The sequence below is a fragment of the Runella salmonicolor genome (assembly GCF_024158025.1).
In the GTDB taxonomy this organism is placed as follows: domain Bacteria; phylum Bacteroidota; class Bacteroidia; order Cytophagales; family Spirosomataceae; genus Runella; species Runella salmonicolor.
Genome location: NZ_JAMZEL010000016.1, coordinates 20,030 through 37,735, shown reverse-complemented (window position 1 = coordinate 37,735; position 17,706 = coordinate 20,030). Strand labels below are relative to the sequence as shown.

11 protein-coding genes are annotated in these 17,706 nt (G+C 46.0%); 5 read left to right on the top strand and 6 right to left on the bottom strand.

Features of this window, described 5'->3' with window-relative positions:
- Nucleotides 1-194: 194 nt before the first annotated feature.
- The 6 genes from NCI00_RS25760 to NCI00_RS25735 form a co-directional block, all read right to left on the bottom strand.
- Nucleotides 195-1,880, bottom strand: a complete 1,686-nt coding sequence (locus NCI00_RS25760; RefSeq protein ID WP_253532447.1) for an FAD-dependent oxidoreductase — start codon at nt 1,878-1,880, stop codon at nt 195-197.
- A 52-nt stretch (nt 1,881-1,932) separates the two neighbouring features.
- On the bottom strand, nt 1,933-3,558 hold the full coding sequence (locus NCI00_RS25755; protein ID WP_253532553.1) for an FAD-dependent oxidoreductase: 1,626 nt from the start codon (nt 3,556-3,558) through the stop codon (nt 1,933-1,935).
- A gap of 135 nt (nt 3,559-3,693) precedes the next feature.
- Nucleotides 3,694-5,157, bottom strand: coding sequence for a RagB/SusD family nutrient uptake outer membrane protein (locus NCI00_RS25750; RefSeq protein ID WP_253532445.1), 1,464 nt, complete (start codon nt 5,155-5,157; stop codon nt 3,694-3,696).
- A gap of 19 nt (nt 5,158-5,176) precedes the next feature.
- A complete protein-coding gene (locus NCI00_RS25745; RefSeq protein WP_253532443.1) occupies nt 5,177-8,527 on the bottom strand; it encodes a TonB-dependent receptor in 3,351 nt (1,116 codons plus the stop codon).
- Nucleotides 8,528-8,764: 237 nt separating this feature from the next.
- Complete coding sequence (locus NCI00_RS25740; RefSeq protein ID WP_253532441.1) at nt 8,765-9,856, bottom strand: FecR family protein; 1,092 nt, start codon at nt 9,854-9,856, stop codon at nt 8,765-8,767.
- An 86-nt stretch (nt 9,857-9,942) separates the two neighbouring features.
- On the bottom strand, nt 9,943-10,545 hold the full coding sequence (locus NCI00_RS25735) for an RNA polymerase sigma factor (protein ID WP_166559861.1): 603 nt from the start codon (nt 10,543-10,545) through the stop codon (nt 9,943-9,945).
- A gap of 361 nt (nt 10,546-10,906) precedes the next feature.
- On the opposite strand from NCI00_RS25735, the gene NCI00_RS25730 reads away from it, so the two are divergent.
- From NCI00_RS25730 to NCI00_RS25710, 5 genes are all read left to right on the top strand, one after another.
- Entirely contained in the window at nt 10,907-11,530 is a 624-nt protein-coding gene (locus NCI00_RS25730; protein WP_166559860.1) for a TetR/AcrR family transcriptional regulator, read from the top strand.
- 151 nt (nt 11,531-11,681) lie between these two features.
- Nucleotides 11,682-12,887 carry a serine palmitoyltransferase gene (gene spt / locus NCI00_RS25725; protein ID WP_253532440.1) on the top strand — a complete coding sequence of 402 codons (1,206 nt, stop codon included), beginning with the start codon at nt 11,682-11,684 and terminating at the stop codon, nt 12,885-12,887.
- Nucleotides 12,884-14,005 (top strand): GNAT family N-acetyltransferase, encoded by a 1,122-nt coding sequence (locus tag NCI00_RS25720; protein WP_253532439.1) that lies wholly within the window; start codon nt 12,884-12,886, stop codon nt 14,003-14,005. The genes spt and NCI00_RS25720 overlap by 4 nt, the downstream gene beginning before the upstream one ends.
- Nucleotides 14,002-14,997, top strand: coding sequence for an NAD-dependent epimerase/dehydratase family protein (locus NCI00_RS25715; RefSeq protein WP_253532438.1), 996 nt, complete (start codon nt 14,002-14,004; stop codon nt 14,995-14,997). The genes NCI00_RS25720 and NCI00_RS25715 overlap by 4 nt, the downstream gene beginning before the upstream one ends.
- 111 nt (nt 14,998-15,108) lie before the next feature.
- Nucleotides 15,109-17,670 carry a DUF5686 and carboxypeptidase-like regulatory domain-containing protein gene (locus NCI00_RS25710; RefSeq protein WP_253532437.1) on the top strand — a complete coding sequence of 854 codons (2,562 nt, stop codon included), beginning with the start codon at nt 15,109-15,111 and terminating at the stop codon, nt 17,668-17,670.
- Nucleotides 17,671-17,706: the final 36 nt, after the last annotated feature.

Genomic DNA, 17,706 nt, shown 5'->3' with positions numbered 1-17,706 from the left:
CCATAAAAAACCTCGGCGAAACTCACCGAGGCTTTTTTAATTACTAACCAATTGTAAAGTGCTTTCGCACCCGTTAAAATTATAGAAATTCTACCTTTTTTTCACTGAATATTTTAAAATTATACCAAAACGTTGGCCGAGTTCTTAAATAAAGTGATTTATTAAAAAAACCCATAGCCCAACAGCTGTCTTCCTTACAACTCCAACCGCTGTTTGTCTTTCAACAACACCTCACGGAGTTTTTCGTAGGGAAGTTTTTGGAGTGGCGTTTTACCATCAATCGCTAAAACCGCCGCCGTAGCTGCCGATTGTCCCAACACCATAAAAACGGGCTCCATCCGAATAGAGCCATAGGCAATATGGGTAGCACTAAGGCAGATGGGAATCAGCAAATTGCCGCACTCTTCTTTTTTAGGAATAATCGATTGATAACTTATTGCAAACGGTTCTTTTACGCCAGCTTCTACATTTCCTTCATTCCGTATGTAGCCTTCCTTGGTTACGTACCGTTGGGTATTGTGCGAATCCATTCCGTAAGCAGCTAACCCCACGGGGTCAGGAGCCACTTCTAAGCGTTCACAATTGCGTTGGGTCATTACGTAGTTGCTTATCATCCGACGAGCTTCTCTCACATATATTTGCGACTGCCAGCCTTGTCCGTCTTCAAATTCATCTTTACACATTCCCCATTTTGACACCTCTTCCCTAATGAAAGCAGGTATTCTGGGATGATACGCAAGAGACCACATCAATCCTTTCTGATAATTCAAATGGTTTTCAAAAATCCGTTTCCGTTCTGCATAACTGGCTTCTGGATAGGCGTAGTTTTGACCAATAAAATCAGTGGAAAAGCCCCTACTATTATTGGTATCTGTTTTTCGATTAGGCATACTAGAATTGATCCAAGGAACTGCTTTCTCGCCTGCTTCGTAGTTTCTAAAAAGAAGCTCATAATCTATTTCACGATAATCGGTAGGTTTAACAAAGGGAATGCGGTTTCTTTCATCATCAGTCAAACACATTCTAAAGCAGTACGCCTGAATTTTTGAATCGCCTGTACCATCCTTGGGTGGATGTTCTTTTTCAATGAAGGGAAGTAAGCCACTTTTAGGATTTCCTTTTTCGATGTAAGGGTCAACTCCGTTTACAAAATTATGGTTAATTCCATTTTTGGAAATAGTTCCCTTTAAAGAAGGGCTTGTTTCATTGGCCTGTACACCGTTCAAACTTTCGCCGTATTGCGCATTTGATTCTCTACCAACTGCATAAGAAATTCCTGTCGCAGCCATCAGATCACCTTCGTAAGTAGCATCAATAAACATTTTACCGCTATATACTTGGCCGCTTTCCATCTGAATGGACTTGATATTCCCCTTAGATTTTTTTACGCCACTCTTACGGTTCAAGCGTTGCGCATACACCAAGGTTATATTTTTTTCTTGCTCCAGCATTTCCTTCATTATTTTCAAAGCGGCCGAAGGTTCAAAAGTCCACATTGCATCTTCATTGGGGCCTGTTTTAGTTTGCCCACCATCACGATAAGATTCTTTCTTTTGGAATTTCCAGCTTTCTGGGTTTTGATAATGTTTTTTGACATTCTGGTAAAACTCCCTTGAAATCCCACCGATGGCTTGTTTGTTACCAATATCTGTTTGACCTAATCCACCGGTGGTCAGTCCTCCGATTCGTTTTGATGGCTCAATCAACACGATGGTTTTACCCATTCTCGCCCCCTGAATTGCAGCAGCGACTCCCGCCGAAGTACCACCATAAATTACGACATCGTATGCAGGCGTAATCTGACAAAAAGCGCGTTGGAACTTTCCCAAAAAGGAAGAGAAAACCAAAATTGTCAACAAAGACAAACAATTCTTGAACATCCTCGTGATGGTTTAATGATAAACATTTGTTTTAGTGGCGTTACATCCATTTTTACAACTCCAACCGCTGTTTGTCTTTCAACAACACCTCACGAAGTTTTTCGTAGGGAAGTTTTTGGGGTGACATTTTACCGTCAATCGCTAAAACCGCCGCCGTAGCTGCCGATTGTCCCAAAATCATAAAAACGGGTTCCATCCGAATTGAGCCAAAAGCAATGTGCGAACTCGACACGCATACCGGCACCAAAAGATTATTACACTCGTTTTCTTTGGGCAAAATCGACCCGTAAGCGATAGAATAGGCGCTTTTTGGGTGTACGCCAATGTCGCCTTCGTTTTGCACAAAGCCATCACTTTTGACGTACCGCTGCGCGTTGTGGGCATCAAGTGCGTACGAACCCATACCGATAGGGTTGGGCACTTTGGTTTGCGCCAAAGCGTCGGCTTCTTTCATCACAAATTCGCCAATCATGCGCCGCGCTTCACGGATATAGAGCTGGTGGGGCCAGTTGCCATTGTCGGTAAATTCATCTTTGGGCAAGCCCCATTGCTTCATTTTGTCCTGCACATCGGCAGGAACACGCGGGTCGTTTTGCAGAAAATACATCAGACCTTTTTGGTACAACTCATGGTCTTTAATGATTTCTTGACGGCGCTCGTAGCTTGCTTCGGGATAATCGTAGTTTTTGCCGATGTAATCTGTACTAAATGGGCCGTGGTTGTTGGTGTCGGTTTTACGGTTGGGAATGGGGTCAAATTTATCGTAGGTTTCGCGCCAGCCCGTTTTGAACACCCGTGCGTACAATTCATAACGGGCGGGGTCATAACCTTCTGGTTTTGGGAAAGGAATGCGGTTGTCGGGGTTATTGCTGAGGCACATTCTGAAGCAATACGCCTGAATCTTATTGTCGCCAGTACCGTTTTCAGCGATGGGTTCGGCCGATATTTCAGGTAGTAGTCCGCTTTTGGGGTCGCCTTCAATTTTGTAAGGACTGACGTTGGCTTTGAAATAGTGACCGTGTTGAAACACGCCCGCCTGTACGCCGTTCCATTTTTCGCCGTATACGCTGTTGGCTTCGCGGCCTACGTGGTATTTCACCCCCGCCAACGCCATTAAATCGCCTTCGTAGGTGGCATCGATAAACATTTTCCCCTGATATACATTGCCACTCAGGGTCTTAATGGAAGTGATTCCGCCCGATTTTTTAGTGATTCCTTTGGCCGAACGGTCGAGCCATTCGTTACGATAAATGGTCAATTTGTATTCTTTGACAAAATCCTCAAAAACGCCTTCTGCCGCGTGAGGCTCAAAAATCCACATGGTCCGGTTGGTGCCGTCAAGGGCAGGTGTACCTTGTCCTTTGTTGCCGTATTCTTCTTTTTTCTGCCATTTCCAGGAGGCTTCTTTCTGATAATGCGTATAAAGTCGCTGATAAAACTCGCGCGACAAGCCCCCGATTACTTCTTTGTTGCCCGTGTCGGTAAAGCCCAACCCACCCGACGACAAGCCGCCCAAGTGTTTGTCGGGAGAAACAACAATGACGGTTTTACCCATTTTCTTCACCTGTACCGCCGCAATGACCGCCGCGCAGGTGCCCCCATAAATAATCACATCGGCCTGTCGCACCGCCATTGGGCTATTGGGTGCATTTTTCGGAGATTCCGTCAGACCTCCCATTTTATGACTCGGCAATAAAATAACGGTGGCAATCAGCCACACCAGAGAGCGAATTTTGTTCATTGTAAAAAGTGATTATTGGTTAAAAAAGGTGTTTTTAAGCATATTTTACTACCTAAAAACACCTTTAAGATATTAATATCCAGGATTTTGGTCAGCAGGAGTTAAATCGGGGTTATTATCCATTTCCTGCTTCGGAATCGGCCAAAACAAATGCGCATCTTTCACGTCTTTGCCGCGCGCCGTTTTGATGATTTCTTTGAGTTTGGCCACGCCCAATCGTTTGAGATCATACCAACGACTTGCTTCCATCATAAATTCGTAGGCCCGTTCGGTCATGACCAATTCGCGAAAAGACGCCGCCGATTGTCCCTCCAACGTAAAATCAACGGGAGATACCGCCCCTGAAGGATACCCATACGCCCGACGGTGTACTTTATTGAGGCTTTCCAAAGCTTGGGCGGTGGGGCCGTTGTTAGCTTGACTTACCGCCTCGGCATAAATAAGCAAGGCTTCGGCATAACGTAAAAGCGGAAAGTCATTGCCCGCAGGATTGGCGGGCGTATCCCTGAATTTGCGGAAACAAATCGGCTCTGCCGTGGGGAAAGTCGTCAGCCTACCGCTGCGATTGGTATATGACGAATATAGGTTGTAATCTTTGCGCAAGTCTTTGTCAGACCAGTTTTTGATCAAAGGCAAAGTGGGCAAGGTAAAATGCGCCCGTACGCCCGTGGTGTAGGGGCCGTCGGCGGGGTGTTGATAACTCGGATACCCCCATCCCTGACCTGTAATGCGGGCGTATTTAATGTAAAAAACCTCCTCCGAAGTCGTGGTTAAGTCAGCACCGTAAAGTTTTTCAAAATCATCTGAGGTCTTGACTTCAACCAATGAATACAACCCTGACTTAATGACCTCGTCGGCTTTGTCGCGAGCCAAGGCCCAGTTTTCACGGGTCAGATACACACTGGCCAATAGCAGCTTAGCCGCAAACTGCGTGGGTCGTCCTGCCTGCCCAGAGGTAACGGTCTTGGGCAAATTTGTTTCGGCATACTGCAAATCGTCGGTGATTAGTTTATAGACTTCATCTACCGAAGCGCGTTTCCCACGCACCTGCGACACCTCACCGATGGGCGTGGTGCGGAGTGGCACTCCGCCGTAGTTACGCACCAAATTATAATAGTTTAACGCCCTCAAAAAACGAGCTTCTGCTTCGATGGCATTTTTCTCGGCGTCGGTGATGTTTACGCCTTTAACGGCCTGAATCACAATATTGGAGGAATTGATGCTTTGAAACAAGTCGCGCCAAATGACATCCGTACGGCCGATATTGGTACCGTCCAATCCCTGAAATTCGCTGACAGGAATCTGGGTGCCGCGCGAAATACAATAATCCGTCATCCCGTTCAATTGCGCTGGGTAGTTGGTGCCGTACGAGTTTGCCCCCCGTACCTGCGCATACACGGCATTCAGGGCCGCAATGAGGTCCTCCTTGGATTTATAAAAATTCTCTTGCGACAAGCGGTCCGTTGGGACTTCTTCCAATAAACTCTCGCAGGATGTAAACAAAAGGGTAAGAAAGAGAATAGCTATCTTTTTCATAATAAGTTCATTTTGGAAATTAAAAACCTAGACGTGCGCCGAATGTGATGGTTTTGGCTACGGGATACCCAAACTGGTCTACGCCAGGACTAATGGAATTGCCACCGCCGAGGGTGCTTACTTCGGGGTCGTACCACGAATATTTGGTCAAGGTCAATAAATTCTGACCGCTCACGTACACCTGTGCTTTTCGCATCCATTTAAGCCCCCATCGGGCCGTGGGCAAGTTATACGCTAATTGGATATTTTTAACCCGCACAAAAGAGCCGTTTTCTACATACCTATCTGATTCTCTGAACTTTGTATTAACGCTTATTTTGGGATATTTGGCGTTAGGATTAGGGCTTTGCGGTGTCCAGCGATTGACGTACAAATCCTTGATTTGGTTTTCGCCAAAATTGAAACTGTTGGCAAAACTGGCCACGTTGAAGTTAAACAGGTCTACCCCCTGCACACCTTGTACAAACAGGTTCAACTCAAAGTTTTTAAACGAAGCCGACGAGCTGAATCCAAAAATGGCACTGGGGTTGGGGTTGCCGATGATGGTTTTATCATTGGTATTGATAATACCGTCGTTGTTCAAATCTTTGAAAACAATCTCCCCTTTTTCGTTCAGTCCATTTTCTTGATACCCAAAGAAAACCCCCACAGGCTGACCCACGCGCACCAAGCTGACAGGTACTCCAAGCGGGTTTTGCAGGCTGCTACCAAACACGTCGCTTCCTCCTACCAACTGATTCACTTTGTTGCGGTTAAAAGAAACATTGGCCGAAATATCCCACTTAAATTCTCCCGAAAACAGGTTGGCGTCCAGCCCTAGCTCTACTCCTGAATTTTGGATTTCCCCAATATTTTGGGTCGTGCTGGTGTAGCCTGCGGAAGTCGGCAACGAGACAATGGCCAACAAGTCTTTGGTATTTTTTTGGTAATAATCCGCCGTCAGACGAATGCGGTCTTGCCAAAAGCCAATGTCGAGTCCGATGTCGGTCTGGGTGGTGGTTTCCCACTTCAAATCGGGGTTGGATAAACTCCCGCTGGGGGCGTAGCCAATCGAAAGGTCGTTGCCAAAAATCGTTTGATACGATGCCAAACTGTTCAGGGTTTGGTACGGACTCAGCGCCGTGTTGCCCGTTTGTCCCCACGAAACCCGCAGTTTAAGGTCCGACAAAAACGATTTGTCTTTCAGAAAATCTTCTTCAATCACCCGCCACGCAAAAGCGGCCGACGGGAAATATCCCCATTTATTGCTCTTCCCAAACCGCGACGACCCGTCGGCCCGGTAGCTGGCGGTGAATAAATAGCGGTCTTTCATCGAATAATTGACCCGTCCGAGGTACGAAAGCAACGTCCATTCCGACGCCCCGCTGCCCGGAATACCCGGCGTAGCGGCTCCTTGTAATGCATCGGTGGTGAGTACATCGGAAGCAAAACCGCTCCCGCCCGCACTCAACGAATTGTTTTTTTGATTTTGGTACGTCACCCCGCCCGTTAATGCCAAGTTGTGTTTTTCATTAAACGAACGGACGTAGTTCAGGATATTTTCGTTCAAGAGGTTGGTTTGTCGAGACGTGGAAACCGAGGCCGAGCCCGTGGGGGAAGTAGACAGTTTACGGGTCGAATATTGATCCTGACGGCTATTAAAGGTTTCAATACCTCCCGAAATTCGCAACGAAAGTCCCTTGATAAATTCATAATTGACAGCGGTGTTGGCCAAAACGTAGTCCCGCACATCTTTGTCGGTCCGCTCATTGACGAGCGCAAACGGATTGAGCAATACGTTGGAACTGAACGAATACGGAACCACATTGCTATAATCGCCAGACGGTGTAAACGGTGCCACCGTAGGAGGAGCTACCAAAATGGCAGAAAGCGCCCCGTTGCCCCGGTTGCTGTTTTCGCCGTCGATACGCCCTTGGTTGAGTCGGCTCAAAATGGTACTAAAATCAAAGGTCAGTTTATCACTTACGCGGTGATTGATATTGCCCCGAATGGTTCCTTTTTTGTAACTTGAGTTAGGAACAATCCCCTCCTGTGAGAGCAAATTTCCCGAAAATGAATACTGCATCCGTTCGGTCCCGCCCGAGAAAGTCAATCCGTGGTTTTGGATGGGGGCGTTTCGGAGCAATTCCTTCTGCCAATTGGTTCCTTCGCCAAACCCATTGATTTCATCTTGCGTAAAATAAGGCTTTACTCCGTCATTGGTGGCGCGCTCGTTGGCGATTTCGGCCATTTCGCGGGCGTTCATCATTTCAATCAGCTTTGTGGGTGATTGAATCCCGTAAAAGCTTTCCACATCCACTTGGCTTTTACCCGCTTTGCCTTTTTTGGTCGTCACAATCACGACCCCATTGGCACCGCGCGAACCGTAAATGGCGGTGGCGGAGGCGTCTTTCAACACTTCCATGGATTCAATATCGGAGGGGTTTAGCGCGGCAAGGCTTCCCGAAAGTGCGAAACCGTCAACTACGTACAAGGGTTCATTGCTGGCTCTCAGCGAGTTGCCCCCTCGAATCCGCACCGAAATATTAGAGCCGGGCGCTCCCGAGTTCTGAATTACCTGTACACCCGCCACGCGGCCCTGCATTCCCTGCACGGGCGTCGTAATCGGAAACGAAGTAATGTCTTTTGCTTTTACCGAAGCCACAGAGCCCGTCAAGTCACTCTTTTTGACCTGTCCATAACCCACTACCACCACCTCGCTGAGGGCTTTAATGTCGGTTTTGAGCGAAACATCAAGTGCGGTGCGATTGCCTACCACGATTTCTTGCGGCTCGTAGCCCACAAAACTAAACACCAACACCGCTGCCGATTCGCCATCGGGTAGGGCAATGGAATATTCGCCATCGCCATTGGTGGATGTGCCGCGCTGCGTTCCTTTGAGCAAAATACTCACCCCCGGCAGTCCATCCCCTTTTTCGGCGTCAATCACTCTACCCTTAAGAAGTTTATCGACGGGTTTTTCTTTCAGCAAAGGTTCGGCTCGCTCGTTTTCGGGTTCGGTTCTGGGCGGCATTCGGTTGAGCAGGATTTTGTTTCCTACCACCTCATATTCAATATTTAACGGCCGGAGCAAGCCTTCCAGTATGGTGGAAAGCCGCTCATTCTTAGCTACTAAAGTTACTTTTCGTTTAGAAGAAATAAGCTGAGGGCTGTACATAAAATGCACATCCGCCACTTTTTCAATGCGTTCGAGGGCGCGTCCAATTTCTTGGTTAGCCACCTGAACGCTGATTTTTCGTTCGAGTAGTTCCTGCCCTCTGGTATCTATGGCGTACCCTAGGGAAGTGCACAGAATTGTCAGAAATAATTGGTAACAAGTGATTCGCATGATTTTGAGCAGCAACTTGTTGAATTGTCGATGTTTTGACATAATTTTGGACTTTGTTGGTTTACTGAATTGACAAAAACATCCCCGCACTCGTCAATAAACGGGTGTCACGAAGCCTGAGAAACTTTGGGGAAAATTACGGGTCGGTGATGCGGACACATCGCCGACTTTTTTGTTGGTTAATGGGTGATACTTTTCTAAATCATAGCGTCTCCAAGGGGTTTAAAAGGTTCTTTACTTATCGAAGTATGTGGAGTTTAGCGGTTATTATTTGTTTTTTTACTTACATCCCTTCCCTGTCACCACAATCTGCGCGTCTATCAGTTCATAATTGGCTTCCAGTACTTTACAGATAAGGTGCATTTTTTCCAACAACGGTTCATCGCCGAGCGTGGCGGTGAGTTCGCAAGCGCCCATGAGTTCTTCGTCGTACACAATTTTTACACCGTAGGCTTTTTCCAACACCGCAAATACATCTGAAACAGGCGCCTGACGAAACTCAAAACTCTGCTGCTGAATGTCGGACAGCGCCAATAACTGCGGTTTTTCAACCAACGAGCGCACCAATCGGCTATCTGCCCGTCGAAAAGTCACTTGTTGGTTGGGAGTCAGCACCAAGCCAGTCAGTTCTCGATTTTTTTGTTTGGCATCCGCCGTGGGGTCTTCCCGGGTAAACACAGACACTTTTCCGGTTTTGACAATGACCCGAACTTCCTGGTCTTTTTCGTAGGCTTGCACCGTAAATGAAGTACCCAAAACTTTGGTTACCAACCCGTTGGCAAACACAAAAAACGGTTTTTCGGGATTTTTAGAGACTTCAAAAAAGGCTTCGCCAGACAATACAACCTCCCGCTTATCGGTCTGAAAAATGGTGGGATAACTAATGCGCGTTTGCGGTTGTAACACCACAGAACTGCCGTCGGAAAGCATCACTGATTGGGCGCGGGAGGTTGTATTGGTAAATTCGATGAGCTTAACTTCATGCTTAATCTGCTGAACAATTTCGTGGTAAGGGGTTACTTCTTCGCTAAAATTCCGCTGAAAAATCAGCCATCCAGCGAGTGGAATCAACACCAATGCCGCCGCCACGCGCACCCAAGTTTGGCGCCAAAGCGGTACCACCGCTACGCCTTCCTCGGCGCGTTGCACGAGCTGTTGGATGGCCTCGTCTACTTCCGCTTCCGAAATCTCTTCTTGCGCACGATACAATGCCCAGACAACCCGCCTAGCTTGTTGCACAGCCGCGTCCTTTTCGGGATGCTCTGCCAGCCATCGCTCCCAAAAAAGTGATTCCGCATTTTCCAAAACCCACGCCCGAAACGATTCGTCTAAGGCCAACGCCTCGGCGTCGTAGGCGGTATAATCAATCATAGAAAGAATTGTACTTTGATACCCTGTCTATAAAGAGATAGACACATGGCCCGCGGCAATACTCACTTACAAAAACATTTTTTTGATTATTTTACATTGGCCCAGCAGAAAAGCAACATTTTGGCCAACGAAAACCAATTGGTTTTTAAAGAAGTAAGGGCCCGATGCAACAGATTGGCTACCGATTGACGGTTCATGGTCAAAATTTCGGCGATTTGGTCATTGGACAGACCTTCGTAGAATTTTAAAAAGATAATCTCTTGCTGCCGTTTGGGAAGTTTGGCCAAAACTGCCTTTATTTTTCCTTCGTTTTCTTGAAAAAGCTCGCTTTCAATCAAGGTTGATTCGGCGGAGGTATGGTCTGAGAAAGGCAAATCTTCGTCCAAATCTTCCGACTCAAGCATCCACCGTTCTTGACGAAGTTTACGAAATAGGTTGTTACGCAAGGATTTGATGAGGTAAATCCGAACAAAAGGCGTCTCGGTCAGGTGTTCTCGTCGCTCCCAGAGTTCCAGAAACAAATCCTGAATGCAATCCCTGACAATTTCCCGGTCTTTGGTGAATTTGGCGGCGTAATTAAACAACGCCCGATAATGACGCCGCGAAAGCTGCCCCAACGCGCCACTGTCACCCGCTTTGAAGCGCTGCCAGAGAAGTTCTTCTTCGTTATGTAAGAAGGTGATTTTCAAAAGGGAGATTTGTGAGTTTTACCAAAGTTGACATCAAATTAACAAACAAACCCTCACAAATCATACTATTTTTTATAAGCATAATACCAATGCAAAAGCGTCGTATTATTTGGATATTTTTATAAAACAGCAAAGGGCATTCACAAATAACTAATCACTTATTCAGGGAATTAAAAAAAGTCAAATAATATTATTCCATTATTTCAATGAAAAGTAGGTCTCTATTTTTTAGTACAAAACACAGTTTTTTTTAAACTAAACAAACATTTTAAACATTTGTTTAAAATATGCATTTAAATATTTGGCGGATAAAAAAATAGTTTTCAACTTTGGCTCAAGTTTTGAAAATTAGGAGGCAAAAGTGACGTGCATTACTCAATCAAGTGAAGAAAAAATTAAAGAAGCAGCGAAGTCTGTTTTTTTAAAAAAGGGATATGCAGGCACCACCGCAAGAGACATAGCGGAGGCAGCCAGCATGAACATTGCGCTTACGAACTATTATTTCAGAAGTAAAGAGAAACTTTTTTTTGAGATTTTTAGAGACCTGTTCAGTTATTATTGTAAAAACACGCTGAAAATCTTTGAGAAACCAATCAGTATCCGTGAAAAGCTGATTGAGCTTATTGAAGAAGATTTTCAAATGATGAAGAAGGAGCCGAGCTTAGTGTTGTTTTTGATGACCGAAATCCATCGGGACCCCGAACGGCTTTTGCCGGAGTTATCAAGGTTTAAGGAATTATTACATGTTACACTATCAAACCAAATTGAAGAAGAGATCATAAACGGCCGAATGCGCAATATAAGTGTGGAGCATTTGATGCCTTTGATTATGGGGAGTTTGCAGTTTGTTTTTGTGGGTAAGAATATGAATATGAAAATGTATAATGCATCAGAAGAGGAGTTTAATGCATTTGCCGAAAACCATAAGAATCTAATTATCAGCATGATTACCGAATATCTTTTTATTTCTGAGACTGTTAGTTAGTTTTAAAAGCCATTGAAACATTTTCACGCAATTATTGTTCATTAGATTACCCTTCTTTACCCTGCCCGCTATTAAAATTGCTGAGAACCTATGATGAAATTGACCTTTGGTCAATTTGATAAATTTATATATTCTGACACACATTGACAGTATGAGTAAGAAGTTACAAAACAAAGTTGCAGAATTTAAGGATGCTGCTGCTATAAAAGAAAAAGGATTATATCCTTATTTCAGACCTATCGAATCAGGGCAGGATACGGAAGTGATAATTGATGGAAAACCCGTTTTGATGTTTGGTTCCAATTCTTATTTGGGGCTCACAAACCATCCTTACATTATTGAGGCCTCGCAAAAAGCGGCCCAAAAATACGGTACCGGATGCGCAGGCTCGCGCTTCCTGAATGGTACATTAGACATTCACATTGAGCTAGAACGCCGACTGGCGGCTTATACTGGAAAAGAAGCCGCAATTCTTTTCAGTACTGGCTACCAGGCCAATTTAGGCGCAATATCCTCACTTACAGGGCGTAACGACTACATTTTATTGGATGAGATGAACCACGCTTCCATCATTGACGGAAGCCGTTTGTCTTTTTCAAAAGTCATTAAGTACGCCCACAACGACATGGCCGACCTTCGCAAGAAGTTGAGTCTGCTGCCAGACGAAGCCGTTAAACTCATCGTAACCGACGGCATATTCAGCATGGAAGGGGATATTGTTAATCTTCCCGACTTGAATAAAGTTGCCGCCGAGTTTGACGCCGCCATCATGGTCGACGACGCCCACAGCCTGGGCGTAATCGGTGAAAAAGGAGCAGGTGCGTCCTCACATTTTGGACTGACAGACAGTACCGATTTAATCATGGGTACGTTCAGCAAATCGCTCGCTTCGTTGGGAGGATTTATCGCCAGCGACGCCGCCACCGTCGACTACCTCAAGCACCGTGCGCGTTCGCTTATATTCAGCGCCAGCATGACGCCTGCTACCGTGGCCAGCACCTTGGCGGCATTGGACATTATTGAGTCGGAGCCATTCCACATTGAGCGGCTTTGGGCCAACACACGCTACGCCAAAGAGTTACTCCTCATCAGCGGCTTTGATTTGGGCCATACCGAAAGCCCGATTTTGCCAGTTTACATCAGAGATAACGACCTCACATTTATGATGACCAAGCTTCTTCAGGAAGACGGCGTCTTTGTAAATCCCGTCGTTTCGCCCGCTGTTCGCCCCGAAGACACCCTCATCCGGTTCTCTTTGATGGCAACACACACGTTTAGCCAAATTGAAGAAGCTGTCGACAAAATGGCCAGAATTTACCGTAAACTTCGCCCTGAGGCGATAAAAGTAAAACTATGATTCGCGTAGCTTCCGTAGACTCTAAGAAAGAGCTTGGTCAGTTCATTGACTTCCCGCACGATTTATACCGCGACGACAAAAACTATGTCCCTGAGCTATTTATCGCTCAGAGGGATATGCTGACGCCAGGTAAGCATCCTTTCCACGAACACTCTACTGTGAAGCCTTTTCTTGCGTATAGTAATCTACGTGTAGTGGGGCGTATTGCGGCCATTCTCAACCGGAATCACAATACATTTACCGGAAGAAAAGACGGTTTTTTTGGTTTTTTTGACTGCATTGACGACCAAGAGGTTGCCGACGCGCTCATCAAGCAAGCGTCTGAATGGTTGAAATCGCAGGGAGCAGAGCACCTCAATGGCCCAGTCAATTTTTCTACCAACGACCCCTGTGGGCTTTTGGTAGAGGGTTTTGACCGCCCTCCCATGGCTATGATGCCCTACAATGCGCCTTATTACGAAAAACTGTTGCTGAAAACAGGACTACGTAAAAAGACAGATTTGTTGGCCTACGAACTGGAAGTAAGTAACTCCAACGACCGCTCGATAAAGCTGTTGGATACATTACAGCAAAGGTTAAAACGCGCAGGCATTACCATCCGAAAAGTAGACCTCAAAGATTTTAAGAATGAGGTCGTTAAGATTCGGGATGTGTACAACTCGGCGTGGGACAAAAATCTCGGATTTGTGCCGATGACCGACAATGAGTTTGATTATTTGGCGAAAGATTTGAAGTTGATTTTGGACCCTAACTATTGCATAGTGGCCGAAAAAGACGGCAAGTTTGTGGGGTTTGCGTTGGGGATACCCGATATAAATCAAGTACTTATCAAGATTAAGCGCGGACGGCTATTGCCAACGGGTATTTTCAAATTGCTTTTTCAGAAGAAAAACATCACCCGTATCCGTGTTCTGACGCTGGGGGTCCTTGAAGGATACCGTAAAATGGGCATTGAAGCTTGTTTGTACGGGACCATCATCAAGAATACCTACGGAACCAAGATTACAGGGGGAGAATGTTCGTGGATGTTGGAAGATAATTACCTCATGAACCACGCCATCGAACAGATTAACGGCACACTTTACAAAAGATACAGATTGTACGAGAAAGAATTATGAGCAGCAGGGTATTGATTACGGGAGCAAGCGGTTTTATCGGTTATCATCTGATAGAAGCCGCCCAAAAAGAGGGCTTGGAAGTTCACGCTGCCGTCCGCCGTTCCAGTAATGTCAATCACCTAAGAAAATTCAATCCTGTATTTGTCTATCCAGCGTTAAGTGATAAAGAGGCACTGAAAAAACTGTTGAAAGATGGGAATTACAGCTACATTATTCACGCGGCGGGAGCCACACGAGCCAAAAATACCCAAGCCTACAACCTAATCAATGCCGATTATACGCGTTTGCTGGCCGAAGCGGCACTAGAAGCTGATATTCCGCTAAAACGGTTTTTGTTTATGAGCAGTTTGGCGGCACTGGGACCTCTGTCGTATGCCGAAGAGCAGCCCATCACGGAGAACACTTTACCATTGCCCATTACGAGTTATGGCAAGAGTAAACTGTTGGCAGAGAAGATGTTGGAAGAATTAACAGCTTTACCGCTGACGACCATACGGCCCACTGCCGTGTACGGACCAAGGGAGAAAGATTTGTTCATTCTTTTCAAAACCCTCAATCAAGGCCTTGACGCTTACATCGGCAAGGAACCCCAACGACTGAGTTTTGTCTACGTCAAAGATTTGGCAGAAGTGACGGTGGCAGCCTTGCTCAAAGGTCAAAATGAACGTCAGGTCTACAACATCTCCGATGGATTTGCCTACGACCGATACGCCTTGGCCGACGCCTTTAAGGAAACAAGCGGCAAAAAACCGCGTCGGATTCATTTGCCCGTGGGCGTGTTGAAACTAGCCGCCAATATCATGGAATTGGGCGCCACGTTTTCGTCGGTAGCCCCTGTAGTAAACCGTGAAAAAGTAAAAGAGCTGACCGCGCCGAATTGGTTTTGCAGTATCGAAGCCGCCAAACGGGATTTGCAATACCAGCCTCATTATAATTTAAACAAAGGAATTGCCGAAACCTGGCAGTGGTACAAAGCCAATGACTGGATTTGAAGCAATCTACCAAAAGTACCTTTACCGAAGTTTTCTTTCCTAAAAAGAAACTTGATTGGACCCATTTAATGTACAGTCGTGATGAACAAAGGGCCAAAAGCCCACATTAAAATGAAAAAATTAGCCACAGATATAACCAACCTCCTGTCGATTTTATGTCTGACGCTAGGCGTTGCGTTTGCTCAAACAACCACCGTCAAAGGCGTCATTACCGACACTAAATCGGGCGAAACCCTGCCGTATGTAAATGTGCAGGTAGTAGGAACCAACATCGGAAGCACTTCCGATGCCGAAGGCCGCTACAGCCTTACCGTACCCGCCAATAAATCAGTCATTAAGTTTACCTACATCGGGTACCTGAGCATCGAGAAAAACGTCACGCCCGGGATTGCGCAGACCATTAACATAAAGATGGCCGTCGACGCCTTGCAATTGAAGGAAGTGACCGTTAGGGGAAAAACCAGCCGTTATCGAAACAAAGATAATCCAGCGGTTCAGCTCATCCGGGAGGTGATTGAGCACAAAGAACAAAACCAGATGGCGGCCAATGACTACGTAGAATACGAACAATACGAGAAAATCGCCTTGTCGTTGAGCAACCTTTCCGACAGTTTTAAGGAGCGTCGCATTTTCCGGAACTACCAGTTTTTGTTTGTCAATCAAGATTCAACGGGCATGGGCGGCAAAAATCTGTTGCCCGCTTACATGCAGGAAAAACTCTCTAAAGTCTATTTTCGCAAAAATCCCTATACCAAAAAACAATGGGTAGAGGCAGACCGCAAGGCCGAATTTGACTCTAAATTTATCGATAATGACGGTTTGAACGCCTACTTCCGACGTTTGTACGAGGATGTAGACATTTACAAAAACGACATTTCTATTGCCACCAACCTGCTGCTAAGCCCCATTGCCAACACGGCCCCGACGTTCTACAAATTTTTTATTCGCGATACCGTCAAAACCCAAACGCCTTGGCTGATTGAGTTGGGATTTGTGCCGCGCAATAAAACCGATATGCTCTTTGAAGGAAAACTATTTGTGACCCTCGACGGTAACTTCAGCGTTCAGAATGCCTACCTGACGGTCAATAAGGAAATAAACCTCAACTTCATGCGCGATTTGGAAGCAAAGTTGGAGTTTGAAAAAGGTACGGACGGTCGCTACCATCCCGCTAAAACTACGTTGGGAATGGAGTTTGCACTGGGCGATAAATCGGGCGGCCTTTATGGACAACGCGTGGTAAATTTCAAGAACTTTACCATCAATCAAGCCCGTCCCGACAGCGTTTATAAAGGCCCCGCGCAGGAAAACGTGACCGCGCTTTTGGCCGTAAACAAAGGCGAATCTTACTGGAACAACGTGAGGCACTTACCCTTGGACCGGCTAGAGCGCAATATTTACCGAAACGTAGACACGCTCCAAACCATCCCGTCTTTCCGCCGAACAATGGACGTCGCAACCTTGCTTTTGGCTGGTTATAAATCCTTCGGCCTCGTAGAAGTAGGGCCCGTCAACACGTTTTACAGCTTCAATCCCGTGGAAGGATTCCGTCTGCGTTTTGGCGGCCGAACCACCACTGATTTGAGCAATCGTTACTTTTTTGAAACCTACGCGGCCTACGGTTTCAAGGACGAAAAATGGAAGTATTTTTTAAGCGGTACGTATTCGCTCAACAATAAATCGGTGTACCAGTTTCCGTTTCATTACATACGGGCCAGTTTTCAGCGCGATACCAAAATTCCTGGACAAGACTTGCAGTTTGTGCAAGAAGACAACTTTTTGTTGTCCTTCAAACGCGGCGACAATAACCGCTGGCTGTACAATGACATTTTTAAAATCGAATACATACGTGAGTTAGCCAACCATTTCTCTTACCGGGTGGGCTTTACGCAGTGGAATCAAAGCCCCGCGGGCATCCTGCGTTATGAAACCGTTGATAATGAAGGCAACGTACAAAGTGTACCACAGTTGAAAAATACCGAGCTGAGTCTGGAACTGCGATACGCGCCCAACGAGCAGTTTTACCAAGGAAAACTGTACCGCACCCCACTCATCAACCGCTCACCTATTTTCACACTTCGCTACAATGTGGGCGTGAAAGGCTTTTTGTCGGGCCAAAACAACTACCACAACATTACGGCCAATATTGCAAAACGTTTTTACTTCTCGCAGTACGGCTACGCCGACGTCACGACGGAAGGCGGCTACATTGTGGGCAAAAACATTCCGTTTCCGTTGCTGATGATTCACCGCGCCAACCAAACCTACGCCTACCAATTGAACTCGTACAACCTAATGAATTTTCTTGAGTTCGTGAGTGACCATTACGCCAGCGTAGACGTACAATATTATTTCAATGGATTCATTTTCAACAAGATACCATTGCTCAAAAAACTAAAACTCCGCGAGGTGGTCAGCTTGAAAGCACTCGTGGGTGGCCTGCGCGACGAGAACAATCCAAACAAACAAACCTCCGTTTTTCGCTTTCCAGTTGACGAGCAGGATAAGTCCATCAGTTACTCTTTGGGACGCACGCCGTACGTGGAAGGTAGCGTCGGGATAGCCAATATTTTCAAATTATTGCGTCTGGATTTGGTAAAACGTTTCAATTACCTCAATCATCCGGGTGTATCCGAGTGGGGCATTCGGGCGCGGTTTAGGGTTGATTTCTAAACTACCCTCAATCACCTAATTATCAATTACTTAAAG

What these genes read in the sequence shown, in the direction of transcription:
- NCI00_RS25710 (WP_253532437.1), top strand. Translation starts at nt 15,109, where the DNA reads ATGAAAAAATTAGCCACAGATATAACCAACCTCCTGTCGATTTTATGT.
- NCI00_RS25750 (WP_253532445.1), bottom strand. Translation starts at nt 5,157, where the DNA reads ATGAAAAAGATAGCTATTCTCTTTCTTACCCTTTTGTTTACATCCTGC.
- NCI00_RS25715 (WP_253532438.1), top strand. Translation starts at nt 14,002, where the DNA reads ATGAGCAGCAGGGTATTGATTACGGGAGCAAGCGGTTTTATCGGTTAT.
- NCI00_RS25745 (WP_253532443.1), bottom strand. Translation starts at nt 8,527, where the DNA reads ATGTCAAAACATCGACAATTCAACAAGTTGCTGCTCAAAATCATGCGA.
- NCI00_RS25720 (WP_253532439.1), top strand. Translation starts at nt 12,884, where the DNA reads ATGATTCGCGTAGCTTCCGTAGACTCTAAGAAAGAGCTTGGTCAGTTC.
- spt (WP_253532440.1), top strand. Translation starts at nt 11,682, where the DNA reads ATGAGTAAGAAGTTACAAAACAAAGTTGCAGAATTTAAGGATGCTGCT.
- NCI00_RS25740 (WP_253532441.1), bottom strand. Translation starts at nt 9,856, where the DNA reads ATGATTGATTATACCGCCTACGACGCCGAGGCGTTGGCCTTAGACGAA.
- NCI00_RS25755 (WP_253532553.1), bottom strand. Translation starts at nt 3,558, where the DNA reads ATGGGAGGTCTGACGGAATCTCCGAAAAATGCACCCAATAGCCCAATG.
- NCI00_RS25760 (WP_253532447.1), bottom strand. Translation starts at nt 1,880, where the DNA reads ATGTTCAAGAATTGTTTGTCTTTGTTGACAATTTTGGTTTTCTCTTCC.